Source organism: Ruegeria lacuscaerulensis (genome assembly GCF_013031245.1).
Lineage (GTDB): Bacteria > Pseudomonadota > Alphaproteobacteria > Rhodobacterales > Rhodobacteraceae > Ruegeria > Ruegeria lacuscaerulensis_C.
In genome coordinates this window covers 228,619-243,472 of sequence record NZ_WPZL01000005.1, presented here as the reverse complement: position 1 = coordinate 243,472, position 14,854 = coordinate 228,619, and the positions used below count along the sequence as shown (strand labels likewise).

Genomic DNA, 14,854 nt, shown 5'->3' with positions numbered 1-14,854 from the left:
CGCCCTTCGACCTTCGGGCATTCTGCATGAGCTTATCTCCGGAACTCTTACTCCACGGCTATTCCATCGGCATCTTTCCGATGGCCGAGCACCGAGACGACCCGGAATTGTTCTGGGTCGATCCCAAATTTCGTGGTGTGTTCCCTCTGGACGGCTTCCACGTTTCCCGCAGTTTGGCGCGCCGCATCCGAAATTGTGGGTTCTCCGTCACCATCAACCGGGACTTTAGCGGCGTAGTCGATGGCTGCGCCGATCGTGCGGACACGTGGATCAACGCCGAACTACGAGACCTCTATCGACAAATCCACCACACTGGCCACGCGCATTCGCTGGAAATCTGGGACGGCAATACACTGGTCGGAGGGGTATATGGTGTAACACTGGGCGCTGCGTTTTTCGGCGAAAGCATGTTCTCGCGCCGGACGGACGCCTCGAAAATCGCCTTAGCGTATCTGGTGGATCGCCTGCGTCAAACCGGATTTCAGCTGTTTGACACACAGTTTCTGACGGCACATCTGGCCTCGCTGGGGGCCATAGAAATTCCACGCGCACAATATCGGCAGGAGCTTACAGAGGCGATCGACGCCAGCGCAGATTTCACCGCCGAGGTGGCTCAGTCGCCGGAAGGCGTGATACAGCGGATCACCCAGACATCATAGCGGGCGTGATCCAGCGCGTTCAACGCCGGAGATGTAGCGATCATCCATCCGTCAAACAGTTGATCTGACTTGCCTTTTTCCCAAATCGTCAAATATGCAAAGGCATCACCTGTCGGGTTGTCTGCCGGGTAGCGGCAATCCCCCAGCGCGACGTCCAGCCCGAAAATCTCTTCGGTCTGCCCGTTTTGCATTTCGATATCAACGGTCTGGCCGCTGACCTTGTCCAGCCCCCTTATCATCGCTCCGGGACCGGAATGGACTTTTTGCTGGGCCGCGGCCCCCGTGGCAGCCAGCAGCGCTGCAATCAGGGCGAAACGCTTCATTCGCCGCCATCCCCGGCCACGAATTTGACCAACAGCGAGATCAGGCTGACTGCGCCCTGTGTGTCTTCGACCTGATCTCCTGCCTCAAAGAAAAACGGAGAACCGCCCGGCATAACCTCGACGAAGTTTCCACCCAGCAATCCTTCGGAAGAGATCACGATGGCGCTGTCATCGGGAACCAGAATACCGTCCGCGATCGAAAAGGTGGTATCGGCGCGATAGGTTTCAGGGTTCAGTGTTACACCCGTTACAGTGCCGATCTTGACCCCAGCCAAGCGCACATCCGTGCCCACGCCAACGCCTTCGAGCGAACGGAAAGACGCCTCCAACTCATAGCCCGCGCCACCTTGCGACAGGCCGGTGGATTGGCTCGCATAGACGCCAAAAGCAACGGCACAGGCCAGAACGGCCCCACCGACGAGAACTTCGGTCACGTTATAGGTCGACATTACTCGCCTCGTTTATTCCGGGCTCCAGGCCTCATAGTCCGTGCGCTCAACCGGAACTGGTCGGCGCAACGATCCCGCAGGCGTGTAAGCCAACGCAGTACCTGTCAGGTTTTCCTGGTGCGGTTTTTCCCAGGTCTTGTGCTGCAACGGCTTGTCGGTCGGCGGCTCATCCCAAGTACGGTGCAGCCAGCCATGCCAGTCGGGGTCGATCCTGCTGGCCTCGGCCTCGCCGTTGAAAATCACCCAGCGTTTGCTGTCGTCGGCATTGCGATAGAATACGTTGCCTTCGTCATCTTCACCGACCTTCACACCTTTACGTGCGGTATAAATCTGTGTGTTCAGAGTGGCCCCATTCCACCAGGTTACGGCCCGCAAAAGACTGTTCAAAATTCCCATCGGCTGTCTCCGGCATTTCTATTCCCGCAGATATGGACCAAAGGCACGCCAAGGTCCAGTGTCACAAGGACCGCACCCTCTATTCCGGCAGATAAGCCGTCACTTCTATCTCGATCCGGAATTTCGGATCGATCAAACCACATTCGATCATTGTCGTCACCGGAGGGTTGGCACCGAATGCCTCACGCAGAATAGGCCAGCAGGGTTCAAACTCGTTCCGGTCCGGCAGCATGTATGTCACGCGCACAACATCGGCAAAGCTGGCCCCGGCCTCGGCCAGAGCCTTTTCAATCGTGCCCAACGCTGTACGGCATTGTTCGGTGACATCGTCACCCTGTCCAACTGTGCCCGCAACGTGAACCCAGCCCCCGGCAACAACGGCGCGGCAATATCCGATCTTTGCCTCGAATTCTCCGCCCAATGAGATACGTTTGAACGCCATGCTTCCCTTCACAAGAAAACGGCGCGGTGGATGCCGCGCCGTATCTGCTAAATCGTTTTGGTCTTACCCGGCCGAGGCCGACTCTGCCGCATCCGCGTAGATGATCAACGGCTGTTTGTCGGACGACACCGCCTCTTCGTTCACCACCACTTCGGTCACGTTTTTCATGCCCGGAAGTTCGAACATGGTATCCAGCAGGATGTCCTCAAGGATCGAACGCAACCCGCGCGCGCCAGTCTTTCGCTCGATGGCTTTCTTGGCAATCGCCTTCAGCGCGTCGTCGGTAAAGGCCAGTTCGGCATCTTCCAGTTCGAACAGGCGCTGGTATTGCTTGACCAGAGCATTCTTTGGCTTGGTCAGGATGGTGACCAGCGCGTCTTCGTCGAGATCTTCCAGCGTCGCCAAAACCGGCAGGCGACCGACGAATTCCGGAATCAGGCCGAATTTCAACAGGTCTTCGGGTTCGAGATCCTTAAATATCTCTCCCACGCCGCGCTCATCATTGTCGCGCACGTCGGCACCAAAGCCCATCGCAGAGCCCTTACCGCGCTGTGCAATAATCTTGTCCAGACCAGCAAACGCACCGCCACAAATGAACAGGATATTAGTAGTATCGACCTGCAGGAACTCCTGCTGTGGGTGCTTGCGGCCACCTTGTGGCGGAACGCTGGCAACTGTGCCTTCCATCAGTTTCAGCAGCGCCTGCTGCACGCCCTCACCCGAGACATCACGGGTGATCGACGGGTTCTCGGATTTGCGCGTGATCTTGTCGACCTCGTCGATATAGACGATGCCGCGCTGCGCGCGTTCGACGTTGTACTCGCTGGCCTGCAACAGCTTGAGAATGATGTTCTCAACATCCTCACCCACATACCCCGCTTCAGTCAGCGTGGTCGCATCGGCCATCGTGAACGGCACGTCCAGAATCCGTGCCAGCGTTTGCGCCAGCAAGGTTTTTCCGCAACCAGTCGGACCGATTAGCAGGATGTTCGACTTGGCCAGCTCAATATCGCTGCCCGCTTTCTGCGCGTGGTTCAGACGTTTGTAGTGGTTGTGAACAGCGACCGACAAAACCCGCTTGGCGGTGGCCTGACCGATCACATAATCGTCCAGAACCTCGCAAATGTCCTTTGGCGTGGGCACACCGTCCGAGGACTTCAGGCCGCTGGCTTTCGTCTCTTCTCGGATGATGTCCATACACAGTTCGACGCACTCGTCGCAGATGAACACGGTCGGGCCGGCAATCAGCTTGCGCACCTCATGCTGGCTCTTGCCGCAGAAGCTGCAGTAGAGCGTGTTCTTGCCGTCACCGCCTGAATTCGTCGCCATGTTCTACCTTTCGGGCTTCGTTCCTACGGTCCGCTCCGAACCGCGCTTGCCGTCTGTTGGTGCAGCTTAGGCCAGCACCGAAGCGGCTACAATCTCAAAATGCGCCCCGCGCCCTTGACGCGGGGGCTAAAAATCAGGCCTCGTCGTCGTCCATTTTGGCACGGTTTTCAACGATTTCGTCGATGTGACCCCAATCCTTCGCCTCTTCCGGGCTCATGAAATTGTCACGGTCCAGTGCCTTTTCAACCGACTTTTTGGTCTGACCGGTATGACGCACATAAATGTCATACAGTCGATCCTTCAGTTTTTGCGTCTCGGCCGCGTGAATCATGATGTCGCTGGCCTGACCCTGATATCCGCCGCTGGGCTGGTGCACCATGATCCGGCTGTTAGGTAGCGAAAAGCGCATCCCATTCTCGCCACCGGCCAGCAAAACCGACCCCATCGAGGCTGCCTGACCGATAACCAAAGTCGAACATTTCGGCTTGATATACTGCATTGTATCGTAAATCGACAAACCGCTGGTCACGACGCCGCCGGGCGAGTTGATGTAGATCGAGATTTCCTTGTTTGGGTTTTCCGCTTCCAGGTGCAGCAGCTGTGCAACCACAAGATGGCTCATTCCATCATGGATCGGACCGTTGATGAAAATGATCCGCTCTTTCAAAAGGCGCGAGAAAATATCGTATGCCCGCTCGCCCCGACTGGTCTGTTCGACGACCATGGGGACAAGTGTATTCATATAGGTATCAACGGGATCGAACATGGGAAACCTGCCTGCTTTGCGATGGATCGGGACATTACCCGAAGAAACGTTACCCGAGTCTTAGTGTCGCCACAGGGGGGCTGCAAGGGGGGCCGAGTACTTCGCGTTACGCAAGTGCGCTTTGACGCGCAGCGCCATGTGGTCGCCGACCGGTATCCGGCGATTTGCGCCCAAAAGGTTCAATTGGGCCCAGTTCATCACACATCTCTTTTCTCATCACGCTATTTTGATTCATGCATATGGCGTTACATGATCAAATTATATACCTATGCGGCTCTCTGTAATGAACCCGCTCAAGAAGCACCCGCCCGGCTCCGGGCTAGCAAGGAAAAGAACGATGGCCCTCCCCCAGCTTTCGCAAGATATGTCCCCCGAGCAATTCGACAAAATGGTTGGAAATGCGACACGTGCATCGAATTTCCTGAAGGCCATCAGCCACGAAGGGCGGCTGATGATCCTGTGCCACCTTGTTTCCGGTGAAAAGTCGGTAACCGAACTGGAAGAATTGTTGTCTGCCCGTCAGGCTGCTGTTTCTCAGCAACTGTCCCGTTTGCGTCTGGAAGGCCTGGTGACGCCCCGCCGCGAAGGCAAAGCGATTTATTATCGTCTGGCCGATGACCGCCCGCGCCGCATGCTCGAAGTGGTTTACGAGCTATTCTGCAGCGATGAAGCAAGCTGACATACTCATCCTTCACGGTTCCTTATGTTCTGCTTGGGTAGCTCTTATGCTGTTGCTCAACCACGTCGCGGTCATGACTTCTCCCAACAGGACCGTCGTACCGGCATGATGGTTACTATCATGCCCACACTGATGATCTGGAAATAGTTTGTCGTGCTGGCAGCCCTTTGAAACAGGGCCAGGTCTACGGGTCGGGCCGGAAACCATAAGCGCTATGAAATTGGACCAGCGCTTGCACTGACGTTGGCGGTTTCAGTTGCATCCAGGTCATCGGCTCCATCTGATTGACGCGCTGCTAGTCAATCAGGCAGCGGCCGGCTCGCCGATCAAGCCCCTGGAAAGCGCGGCGATATTTGCGAAGGGCACAAAATCACCGGCCGCTTTAAGTGGGTTCGGAAGTGCCTCAAATCTCTGGTTCCCCTTGAGGAAAACTGCTAGGCAACAGGTGACTTTTACAAATGGAGACACCGATGATCCGCGCAATTCTGATAGGACTGGCCCTGTTTACCCTCACCGCTTGCGAAACCGCAAAAGGCGCCGGGAAAGACATCGAAAATGCGGGTGATGCTATTCAGGACGCAGCATCGGACGTTCAAGAAAACCTCTAACTACACCTGAATATTGCGGCAATGAAACAACTACACTCAACATGTAGTTGATGCCCGCGCGCATCCACGGTAATATGTGGGCACAGGTGCATAGACGCGGCATTGCATTTCTGACACGACTACGGGGTTCCTGTGCACGCACAAGAACCCCGTTCCCGTTTAAAAGGGGGGTGAGTGGCAGCCTGTATGTACCCTGGGTTGGGCAAAAAAAAGGAAAAGGCGTCAGGTGCGCAGACGCGGTCTATGCATGCATCCTTGCGGATACTCCTGACGCCTTGCCGGGCCAGCACGACCAGAGGACGTACTGATCCAGTTGCTCCGGCCCCCTAAAGGACCGCAGCTGCCGCGTGGGGCCCGAAGGTCCCTCACAGCACGCTCTGGCCTTCTGAGAGTCTGACCAACCGATCCGGAACCGAGGCCCGTTTCAGCCAGCCATCCACCGGTAAGTCTTTGCGGTTGAACACAAATCCTAAGACCTATGTCAATCGCCCCGACCCCCTTGGCCTGTGCGTCCCACTCAGGTTCCTAAGAACCCTTGCGGTGATCAGACTGTTACACCGGCGGTATAAACCGGCAAGAAAATAGCACTGCAGCATGAAAATTAGACGGGGATAAAATGTTGATATCCGCCGGGAGAGTTATGTGGATAACTCCAGAAATCGCGGCACTGTGTTGGTTTGAGGGTGGAAAAGTCCGGACAATGCCAAAACGTCCGTTTACTTGGCGTTTCTGCGGGTGCAAAGGGCGCATACGCAGGAACAACGCTGCTCTCACAACCTGCCACGCCGAATCTCTCGAATCGCGAAAACGGGGAATCGCCAAGACGTTTCGCCCTTTACGATGCCATTTCCTGTCGATGATTTGGAATATTCGAGAAAAGGAACCAAGGCCGGACGGCGTTTTCATCACCGCGCTCGAGGTCGCGCTGAAGGTCCACGAGATCCAGATGTCCGGTGCCGGGGAACACCGCGTTCCGGCCCGCAGGGGTCTGGATCAGGTCGAAGGCGGTGAATTGGCCGCCCGGCCCATCTCCTTCCTGAGGAGATGTTGGTTCCTTTTCTGAGAAGCGTTCCGACCCGGTCGGGATTACCTATTACGCGCTGCAACACGTTGCAGCCAGTACCCCCTACAGCCGGCCGGGCCGGAAACACTTCAGTTCACCTGACGTTCCAGAACGGTGCTGTAGGTCGTTCCATTACGCAGGCTACGGAAATCCGCATAGATCTTTCCGTCTTCATACCGGGCATCTATCAACGCGTTCGCGCCGATCACCAGCGGGGCGGTTTCAACAATGCCGATCACGCCCGAGCCATCGAGACTGATGGTTCCGGTGGCCTCGTATTCATTCCAGTCAGTGTCGCCTTCCCTGCGCCATTTGCTGGGCCCCCAAAAGACATTTTCCTCTTGCATCTGGACATCCAGCATCCATTCGGCCTGATTGAACCGGGGATCCTCGCCCCTGTGGAAGTGGCTGGGTGAAACAGTCGTGTAAGACCCTACCCACGTGCCGCGCAGGTCCGGCGTTGTTTCGGCCAGTGCGGCGGTTCCAAGGGTGAGGGTCGTGGCCAAAGCGGCTGCTCCGACAGTCATGTATCTGGTCATGGGCTCTCCTCCTGAATGCGACCATTTAGCGTTCAAAAACGAACATCCTTGCTGTGGCATACAGATTGGGCGGAGGTGAGCCGATTACAACTTACCTAAGGGAAACTTCATGAAGGATTTAGGTGGGCGTTAGGTGACAGGCATTTCAAGGCGCGGGACGGGCCAGAAGACCCATCCTACCACCAGATATTTAAGCAAAAATCGCGATGAGCTCCGCCAATCCGATCAGGCCGAGCAGAATATTGGACGTCAGGATCAACCCCTTCATATTGCGGGTCTTGAGCCCTCTGGCGAAATTGGTCTGCGCAAATTCCTCATCCATATCGTCCCGCAGGTTCTCAACATCCTCAAGCCCGGTTTTACCCGCCAGAATGCCATAGGCGGCGGTAGAGATGACCAGAACGATCAGAACCAGAGAAATACCCTCGGGACCGAATCCGATGATCGCGGCAATGGCCACATAAGAAAAGATCGTTGTGCGCATGACGTCATAGTAATGGTCCAGACGACCCATTGAGAGTTCGGAACGCAAATGCGGGTCCATTGCACTTCCCCCTTCGAAATTATTGTTTGCAATGAAGGGAGTGTATCACCGTTCGCAGGTTTTCCGAAATCTGGCCGCACGATTGACGGGCGCTCGGAACCGATCCGGATCCGAGCGCCGCTCTCATAGTTCAGGCCGCAATCATTCGATGGTGATGCTGCCCGCAATCGTATTTACGAATTTCTTGGTGTCCGGGTCGGTGAGCGACGAAAAGGTTCCGCCCCCCGTTGCGCTGGCCCAGCCTCCGGTACCGCCGGACACGGTCCAGTCCCCCGTCAGCGCACCATCCGCACCAAGGCCGGTGGCGACCCAGCTCATCACCGCCTTGTCGCCGGACGATGTATCGAACACGCAGTTGCCGGTGCCCGAGACCCCTGCCCCGTTAATCAGAACCGCACCAAAACATGCCCCGCTCGCGCCTTCCAGCGGATGGCCCGAGGCGACCTCGAAACTGTCATAATCGGTCTGCGTCTTCACCACGGCCTGGCCGTCCGCGATACCATAGACCTCGTTCGCATTCACCCCCATGCCCTTGCCTGTTGCATCATAGGTTTCAGCATGGACAAAGGTGGCGGACAGGCCGATGGAAAAGACTGCGACGGCGGTTGTCTGAAAGAATTTGTGCATAATACCCTCTCTTTTCTGAGGTCCGGGCGTTGCAGGCGTCTGGACAAGCGCCAGAATTACCCGAACGCGATCCCCCGCGGGTTCATAACATATTCCGATATGATGAGTCCAAAACGCGCCGCCCGGCAGTACCGCCGGTCGGTTGGATCGAGTGATGGGTTAGGAATCCATCACTCGTTATTCAATTCACTGCTTCGTGGTGGGGTTCAGCTTTCGAGCTTGCGGGCCACCAGATATGAGACCGGGAACGCCGCGACAAAGCCTGCGGCAGCGGCAAGAACAATGGCCGTCGCTGACGTGTAACCCATTGATAAAACCGCAATCACTGCGGTCCCCGCAAGGGTGGAACCAAGAAAGATGTGAAGGATCAGCATCAGGGTCAACATGAGGGCCTCATTTCACCAGTCTGTTTCCGCGGAGACTAGAACCAAAGCCGGAAGTGGTCCTTGATCTGGGTCAGAATGTGTGGAGATCTCAAGCCAAGTTTTGACGTTTGATCAGCAGAACTGAGGGCAACGCCGCCCCGAAGGAAGGCGCAAACGCGCCACCCCATTACCAAACCGGATCCAGCAATATGGTGTCAGTTCAGGCCAAGCAGTTCTTTGGCCTGGGCCAGAGTTGCAACCGACGCGTCATGATCACCTGCATCGTGCAGCGCGGCACCTTCGTCGCGCCATGCCTCGACCTGTGCGATCTGTTCGTCAGACAGGTCGGGGCCCGCAGCCAGAGCGGTATCGATGGCGGCAATGTCGGTGGGGCATTGCCCGGCAAAGGCGGACGCGGCGAACAGGCAGACGGCAGCGGCCAGAGTCAGATGTTTCATCGATTCATCCTCCCGTTTTTTGGGTGTGATGAGAATACCATGAAACGGGTCAGGCCCGGAGGGCGTCAGCACCCGACGCGGCGGATCGGCGAGGGATGGCTGACGGCGGGACAGTTTCGCATTCGTACGTGTGGAGCCCTGAGAGCAAACGCGCCGCCCGTTTTGCCGGAGGCAAACCTACGGTTTGACGGGGCGGGTCATGCCGGAGGCATGCTTTCAGCATGACGCGACCCAGCGATGCCGCTGGGCGGGTGGGTTGGTAAGTTCAGGCCCGAAATTTGCGTAGAGATGCCCCTCTCTCCTCAAGTTATCCACAGAATTAAGCACAATAGTTGTTGACAGGGGCTAATATTTAGGAGTAAATGCTAACAACCGACAAGATGTAGATAGGTGAACTATATCTTGTGGATGCTTGACAGCACCTTACCCCTATCGCAGTATCAACGTGACAGCCGGAATCAGACGCGCTGCCAAGGCGTAGCAGGCCAAGGCAGCGCTTCACTCCGGTTCCGCTACCTCATACGAAGGTCGCGGCGGTTGTTCGGTGTGCAATATGAGTGAATCAACTCATACTGAATGAGTCAAGCGGCCTTCATTGCAACTGCATTGGAGGCTGATTAATGCCCAGCTACTACGTAAATAGAAATCAACAGCCAGACGGGTTCCACGAAGTCCATATTGATGACCATTCGTGCCCGTTTCCACCTGAGTATGCGAACCGCGCACCACTTGGGCAGCACCCGAACTGCCAAAGCGCAGTTGCAGCTGCGAAGCGACAATATCCTAAATCGGATGGTTGTGCCTACTGCGTGCCCAACTGCCACACAAGGTAAGGAGGCTCAGATGGCTACCAACCCACCCTCAGGTGATGGTCGCAGGAAAGGAATGGTCAGAGGCCGTTCCCAAACTAAAACCCCGTCAGGCCACTACGTGAAGCGCGACACATCAACTGGCCGCTTCATGGATGTCAAAACATCCGACAAAAAGCCATTCAAAGGCGTTCGGAATGAAAAGTAGTGGGTTGAGCGGCTTCGGTCGCTCTCCCCCCACCGAGTGGGCACGCAGCTGGCTGCACCAACCACATTCGCCCACCGCCACATCAGATTGACAGCCTTAGCTGTCCATCTTCAACGCTGAAATAAACGCCTCCTGCGGGATATCCACCTTCCCGAACTGGCGCATCTTTTTCTTACCGGCCTTCTGCTTGTCCAGCAGTTTGCGTTTTCGCGTGGCGTCGCCTCCGTAGCACTTCGCGGTCACGTCCTTGCGCAGCGCCGAGAGGGTCTCGCGGGCGATGACTTTGCCTCCGATAGCGGCCTGGATCGGGATTTTGAACATGTGGCGCGGGATCAGGTCCTTGAGCTTTTCGCACATCGCCCGGCCCCGCATCTCGGCCCGGTCGCGGTGAACCATGGTCGACAGCGCATCCACCGGCTCGTCATTCACCAGCACCGACATTTTGACCAGATTATCCTCGCGGTACCCGGTCATCTGATAGTCGAACGAGGCATAGCCCTTGGTCACCGATTTCAGACGGTCGTAGAAGTCGAAGACGACCTCGTTCAGCGGCAGGTCATAAACGACCATGGCGCGGCTGCCCGCATAGGTCAGGTCCATCTGGATGCCGCGGCGGTCCTGACAGAGTTTCAGCACGTCGCCGAGGTATTCGTCGGGCACCAGAATGGTCGCCTTGATGCGCGGTTCCTCGATATGATCGACCTTGGACGGGTCGGGCATGTCGGCGGGGTTGTGCAGCTCGATCATCTCGCCGTCTTTCATGTAGACGTGATAGATCACCGACGGCGCGGTGGTGATGAGCTCGATATCGTATTCGCGTTCGATGCGGTCGCGGATGACCTCAAGGTGCAGAAGGCCGAGGAAGCCGCAGCGGAAGCCAAAGCCAAGAGCTGCCGAGGTTTCCATTTCAAAGCTGAAACTGGCGTCGTTGAGCGCCAGTTTGTCGATCGCATCGCGCAGGTCTTCGAATTCGGAACTGTCGACGGGGAAGAGGCCGCAGAACACCACCGGTTGCGCGGGTTTGAAACCTGTCAGCGCCTCTTCGGTGCCGTTGCGGTCATTGGTGATCGTGTCACCGACGCGGGTGTCGCGGACCTGTTTGATCGAGGCCGTCAGGAAGCCGATTTCACCGGGGCCAAGCGAGTCCACCATCTCCATCTCAGGGCGGAAGACGCCGACGCGGTCGACATGGTGCAGGGTGTTGTTCGACATGAACTTGACCCGCATGCCCTTTTTCAGCGTGCCGTCCATGATGCGGACCAGCACGATGACGCCCAGATAGGCGTCGTACCACGAATCCACCAGCATCGCCTTGAGCGGCGCGTCCAGATTGCCCTGCGGTGCGGGCAGTTGCTGCACGATGGCCTCTAACGTTTCGTGGATGCCCTGCCCCGTCTTGGCGCTGACCTGAATGGCGTCGGTCGCGTCGATGCCGATCACGTCCTCGATCTGTTCGGCCACACGGTCACAATCGGACGCGGGCAGGTCGATCTTGTTGAGCACCGGCACGATCTCATGATCGGCGTCGATGGCCTGATAGACGTTCGCCAGCGTCTGCGCTTCAACGCCTTGGGTGGAGTCGACGACCAGCAGAGAGCCTTCGACCGCGCGCATGGACCGGCTGACCTCATAGGCAAAGTCCACGTGGCCGGGGGTGTCGATCAGGTTCAGCACGTATGCCTCGCCATTGTCAGCGGTGTAGTCGATGCGGACGGTGTTGGCCTTGATGGTGATGCCGCGTTCCCGCTCGATATCCATGCTGTCGAGCAGCTGTTCCTTCATGTCGCGATCCTTGACCGTTCCGGTCTCTTGGATGAGCCGGTCAGCAAGGGTGGATTTGCCATGGTCGATATGCGCGACGATGGAGAAATTGCGGATATGAGCGAGGTCTGTCATGGGTTGGGGATATGTAGAGGAATCGTGGGTTGGTCAAGGTGGGTTCGCAGTTCAAAAGTGACCGCTCAACGATCAGAAGCGGTAAATAATTTCTCCGTCAAAAAAAACCACGCGATAGTTATGAAATAGGTTCGCAGTCCGAAGCCACCTTGTAGTCCGCTTCTCTGTTTATTGTACTTTTCCAATCCGGCTTCAAAATGAGGTCGCTCAGGAACGGGCTGTGGCACATGGTATCCCTTGCATAAAATTGGCGACGATCAATCACATAGACTGGAAACGGTGTTTCATCGCCTTCGAACTCGACTGAAAGGACGACAATGAACGGATGCTCACCGTTACTCGGAAGTGTTTCGCTGCCCAATCCCATCTGCGTGAGCAAATCGACATCAAACGCGTCTTGATATTCATCGACTAGAATTACGAGCATATCAAAGTCTGATAACTTGCTAGAAGGGTAGCTGAAATCTATTCTTTCATCGGTGTCTGTTGCCCTGACTTCTTGGATCAGTTGGTCAGTTATTCCCGAAACGAGCACTCTAATCGGCCTCTTCAACTCGTCAGACCGATTTTTCGCGACGGCATCTTCCAGTTGACAAACCAACAGGGCAATTGTCGCGAAGAAGAATGCTCCAATCATCCTAATGGTCATAATCTCTTCCGCTTTCTAAATGAGTTTTATCGTACTCTACCTCGTGTGAACCAACAATCAATTGGGACTGGAATCTACCAACACGTTTGTGTTGCATTCGGTAACTGTTTAACTGGTGTTACCGCTATGATCGGGAGAAAGCCGCATATCTGACATAAAACATCACGTTTTCTCAACGCATGATTGATCCCGAATCCAGTTTGATTCATACTCACGCGCAGAACGAGAGGGACGTCAGATCCCTCCGGGCAGGCAAAAACGAGGCTCGAGCATGAAACAGTTCCTCTTAATCGCATTTTGTGTCACGTCGATTTCGGCAATGGCGCCGCAAGCTGTAGACGCAGCACAGATAAAACGGGCATGTCTGGCATCTGACCGGACGGCAGCAACGCGGACGCGATGCAGCTGCATTCAACGTGTCGCCAACCAAGCTTTGACGCGCAGCGATCAGAAAACCGTCGCGAAATGGTTTACCAATCCCCATCAGGCGCAAGAGTTGAAGATGTCACAGACGGCGCGCGATGATGCGCTGTGGGATCGGTATCAGGCTTTTGGCCAAATGGCGCAGGCGATCTGCAGCTAACCCAATCTCAATCCTTGACCTGAATCCCGACGGCCCTCAGAAAAGGCGCAGAGAAAGGTGTGTCTAATGGTTATGAAAGGGCTGACCCTGCGCGGGCTCGAAGTGTTCGAGGCTCTGGCGCGTACGGGATCGGTGGCGCAAGCCGCCGAAATCACCGGACTCAGCCAGCCATCGGTGTCTCAGCAGCTGCGCAATCTGGAAAACGCCCTGGGCACCGAGTTGGTAGACCATGGGCGGCGCCCAATGCGGCTGACGCAGGCCGGGCGCAGCTTTCAGGCGCGAACCGAGGCGGTTCTGGCCGAACTGCAGATGGCCCAAAGCGAGCTTACGGTCATGGATCTGGGGCATCTGACCACCTTGTCCATCGGGCTGATTGACGATTTCGACAACGACCTGACGCCGCGACTGGCAACTTTGCTGGCTGATAACCTGACCCGGTCGAATTTCAAACTGATCACTCTGCCCAGCCTGGATCTGTTCGCGGAACTTGAGGCGCAACGCCTGCATCTGGTGATCTCGGCCCATAGCGGGGAAGTGTTTGAAGGGGTGGTCGAATACCCTCTGGTGCAGGACCCGTTCATTCTGGTTACTCCCAAAGGCGCGGAAAACGCACTGCAGGACCTGCCCTTTCTCCGCTATGCCCGCGAGCAGCTGATCAGCCGTCAGATTGAAAGCCATCTGGCACGGCAGCAGATGGAATTCGAGGAACGGTTCGAGATCGGCTCGCATCTGGCGCTGATGGCGATGGTCGCGCGCGGTTTGGGCTGGGCCATAACCACGCCGCTGGGTTATATGCGGGCGGCGCGGTTCCATGACGGTTTACTGGCGCATCCTGCCCCGTTCGGAGAATTCTCACGGACGATATCTCTGTTTACCCGTACCGACTGGTCTGATCAGGTCCCGCAAGAGGTCGCGGATATGATCCGCCGATTGATGCGCAGCCAGATTGTCGACCCCGCGCTGACGCAACTGCCGTGGCTGAAAGATCGGCTGAAGGTGATGAGTTAACCCTTCAGGTGGGCATCGAGGCCCTCGACAGCGGATTCAATCAGGTCCAGCGCACCGTCGAAATCACGCGTGTAATACGGATCGGGCACTTGATCCGCTCCGACATGGGGTGCGAAATCGGTTAACAGGCGGACCGGAGTGTCGTTACCGTATGGGCGAAGGTTCTCGATATCAGCGATGTTGTTTGCATCCATTCCGATGATCAGATCGAACCTGTCAAAATCTGCGGCCACGAACTGCCTTGCACGCAGATCGCCCAGGTCTATTCCCCGCGCCCGCGCTGCTTTTTGCATGGGTCCGTAAGGTGCGTCGCCGATATGCCAGCCCGAAGTCCCGGCACTGTCGGTGGTGTATTGGGGCGCCCGGGCGCGAAAGACGCCCTCGGCGGCGGGGGAACGGCAGATATTGCCCAGACAGACAAAGAGGATACGGTGGGTCATGAACCGATGTGTAA

At 56.5% G+C, this 14,854-nt stretch carries 20 protein-coding genes; 6 read left to right on the top strand and 14 right to left on the bottom strand.

What is annotated here, in order from left to right; translation table 11 throughout:
* The first annotated feature begins 26 nt into the window (after nucleotides 1-26).
* Nucleotides 27-659, top strand: a complete 633-nt coding sequence (gene aat, locus GOX66_RS09390; RefSeq protein ID WP_170761909.1) for a leucyl/phenylalanyl-tRNA--protein transferase — start codon at nucleotides 27-29, stop codon at nucleotides 657-659.
* Here the strand turns inward: aat and GOX66_RS09385 are convergent.
* The 6 genes from GOX66_RS09385 to GOX66_RS09360 all read right to left on the bottom strand — a co-directional run bounded on the left by GOX66_RS09385 (nucleotide 614) and on the right by GOX66_RS09360 (nucleotide 4,364).
* Nucleotides 614-982 carry a DUF2155 domain-containing protein gene (locus GOX66_RS09385; RefSeq protein WP_170761907.1) on the bottom strand — a complete coding sequence of 123 codons (369 nt, stop codon included), beginning with the start codon at nucleotides 980-982 and terminating at the stop codon, nucleotides 614-616. The two genes, aat and GOX66_RS09385, sit on opposite strands and share 46 nt — an antisense overlap.
* Nucleotides 979-1,431 carry an outer membrane lipid asymmetry maintenance protein MlaD gene (gene mlaD, locus GOX66_RS09380; RefSeq protein WP_170761906.1) on the bottom strand — a complete coding sequence of 151 codons (453 nt, stop codon included), beginning with the start codon at nucleotides 1,429-1,431 and terminating at the stop codon, nucleotides 979-981. Before mlaD ends, GOX66_RS09385 begins: the two co-directional genes overlap by 4 nt.
* Before the next feature lie 12 nt (nucleotides 1,432-1,443).
* Nucleotides 1,444-1,827 (bottom strand): NADH:ubiquinone oxidoreductase subunit NDUFA12, encoded by a 384-nt coding sequence (locus GOX66_RS09375; RefSeq protein WP_170761904.1) that lies wholly within the window; start codon nucleotides 1,825-1,827, stop codon nucleotides 1,444-1,446.
* Nucleotides 1,828-1,906: 79 nt separating this feature from the next.
* A complete protein-coding gene (locus GOX66_RS09370) occupies nucleotides 1,907-2,269 on the bottom strand; it encodes a RidA family protein (RefSeq protein WP_170761902.1) in 363 nt (120 codons plus the stop codon).
* Between the two features lie 63 nt (nucleotides 2,270-2,332).
* The gene (gene clpX, locus GOX66_RS09365; protein WP_170332602.1) at nucleotides 2,333-3,598 is read right to left on the bottom strand and encodes an ATP-dependent Clp protease ATP-binding subunit ClpX; all 1,266 of its coding nucleotides are present in this window, start codon (nucleotides 3,596-3,598) and stop codon (nucleotides 2,333-2,335) included.
* 133 nt (nucleotides 3,599-3,731) lie between these two features.
* On the bottom strand, nucleotides 3,732-4,364 hold the full coding sequence (locus GOX66_RS09360; RefSeq protein ID WP_170761900.1) for an ATP-dependent Clp protease proteolytic subunit: 633 nt from the start codon (nucleotides 4,362-4,364) through the stop codon (nucleotides 3,732-3,734).
* 337 nt (nucleotides 4,365-4,701) lie between these two features.
* Between GOX66_RS09360 and GOX66_RS09355 the strand changes: the two genes are divergently transcribed.
* From GOX66_RS09355 to GOX66_RS09345, 3 genes are all read left to right on the top strand, one after another.
* On the top strand, nucleotides 4,702-5,043 hold the full coding sequence (locus GOX66_RS09355; RefSeq protein WP_170761898.1) for an ArsR/SmtB family transcription factor: 342 nt from the start codon (nucleotides 4,702-4,704) through the stop codon (nucleotides 5,041-5,043).
* Between the two features lie 470 nt (nucleotides 5,044-5,513).
* Complete coding sequence (locus GOX66_RS09350) at nucleotides 5,514-5,651, top strand: entericidin A/B family lipoprotein (RefSeq protein ID WP_170761896.1); 138 nt, start codon at nucleotides 5,514-5,516, stop codon at nucleotides 5,649-5,651.
* An 856-nt stretch (nucleotides 5,652-6,507) separates the two neighbouring features.
* The gene (locus GOX66_RS09345; protein ID WP_170761894.1) at nucleotides 6,508-6,714 is read left to right on the top strand and encodes a hypothetical protein; all 207 of its coding nucleotides are present in this window, start codon (nucleotides 6,508-6,510) and stop codon (nucleotides 6,712-6,714) included.
* Nucleotides 6,715-6,803: 89 nt separating this feature from the next.
* Here the strand turns inward: GOX66_RS09345 and GOX66_RS09340 are convergent, their stop codons facing one another.
* The 7 genes from GOX66_RS09340 to GOX66_RS09310 form a co-directional block, all read right to left on the bottom strand.
* Complete coding sequence (locus GOX66_RS09340) at nucleotides 6,804-7,253, bottom strand: hypothetical protein (RefSeq protein ID WP_170761892.1); 450 nt, start codon at nucleotides 7,251-7,253, stop codon at nucleotides 6,804-6,806.
* Between the two features lie 190 nt (nucleotides 7,254-7,443).
* The gene (locus GOX66_RS09335; protein WP_170761875.1) at nucleotides 7,444-7,797 is read right to left on the bottom strand and encodes a hypothetical protein; all 354 of its coding nucleotides are present in this window, start codon (nucleotides 7,795-7,797) and stop codon (nucleotides 7,444-7,446) included.
* Nucleotides 7,798-7,938: 141 nt separating this feature from the next.
* Complete coding sequence (locus tag GOX66_RS09330; RefSeq protein ID WP_170761873.1) at nucleotides 7,939-8,424, bottom strand: hypothetical protein; 486 nt, start codon at nucleotides 8,422-8,424, stop codon at nucleotides 7,939-7,941.
* Nucleotides 8,425-8,630: 206 nt separating this feature from the next.
* The gene (locus tag GOX66_RS09325; RefSeq protein WP_170761871.1) at nucleotides 8,631-8,810 is read right to left on the bottom strand and encodes a CTP synthetase; all 180 of its coding nucleotides are present in this window, start codon (nucleotides 8,808-8,810) and stop codon (nucleotides 8,631-8,633) included.
* A gap of 194 nt (nucleotides 8,811-9,004) precedes the next feature.
* Nucleotides 9,005-9,247 (bottom strand): hypothetical protein, encoded by a 243-nt coding sequence (locus GOX66_RS09320; RefSeq protein ID WP_170761869.1) that lies wholly within the window; start codon nucleotides 9,245-9,247, stop codon nucleotides 9,005-9,007.
* A gap of 1,113 nt (nucleotides 9,248-10,360) precedes the next feature.
* A complete protein-coding gene (lepA, locus tag GOX66_RS09315) occupies nucleotides 10,361-12,160 on the bottom strand; it encodes a translation elongation factor 4 (RefSeq protein WP_170761867.1) in 1,800 nt (599 codons plus the stop codon).
* A gap of 118 nt (nucleotides 12,161-12,278) precedes the next feature.
* Nucleotides 12,279-12,809, bottom strand: a complete 531-nt coding sequence (locus GOX66_RS09310; protein WP_170761865.1) for a hypothetical protein — start codon at nucleotides 12,807-12,809, stop codon at nucleotides 12,279-12,281.
* A gap of 271 nt (nucleotides 12,810-13,080) precedes the next feature.
* Here GOX66_RS09310 and GOX66_RS09305 point away from each other — a divergent pair, with 271 nt between their 5' ends.
* Nucleotides 13,081-13,392 carry a hypothetical protein gene (locus tag GOX66_RS09305; RefSeq protein WP_170761863.1) on the top strand — a complete coding sequence of 104 codons (312 nt, stop codon included), beginning with the start codon at nucleotides 13,081-13,083 and terminating at the stop codon, nucleotides 13,390-13,392.
* A 66-nt stretch (nucleotides 13,393-13,458) separates the two neighbouring features.
* Entirely contained in the window at nucleotides 13,459-14,400 is a 942-nt protein-coding gene (locus GOX66_RS09300; RefSeq protein WP_170761861.1) for a LysR family transcriptional regulator, read from the top strand.
* On the opposite strand, the gene GOX66_RS09295 is transcribed toward GOX66_RS09300, so the two are convergent.
* Nucleotides 14,397-14,840 (bottom strand): low molecular weight protein-tyrosine-phosphatase, encoded by a 444-nt coding sequence (locus tag GOX66_RS09295; protein WP_170762030.1) that lies wholly within the window; start codon nucleotides 14,838-14,840, stop codon nucleotides 14,397-14,399. The two genes, GOX66_RS09300 and GOX66_RS09295, sit on opposite strands and share 4 nt — an antisense overlap.
* Between the last annotated feature and the right edge of the window lie 14 nt (nucleotides 14,841-14,854).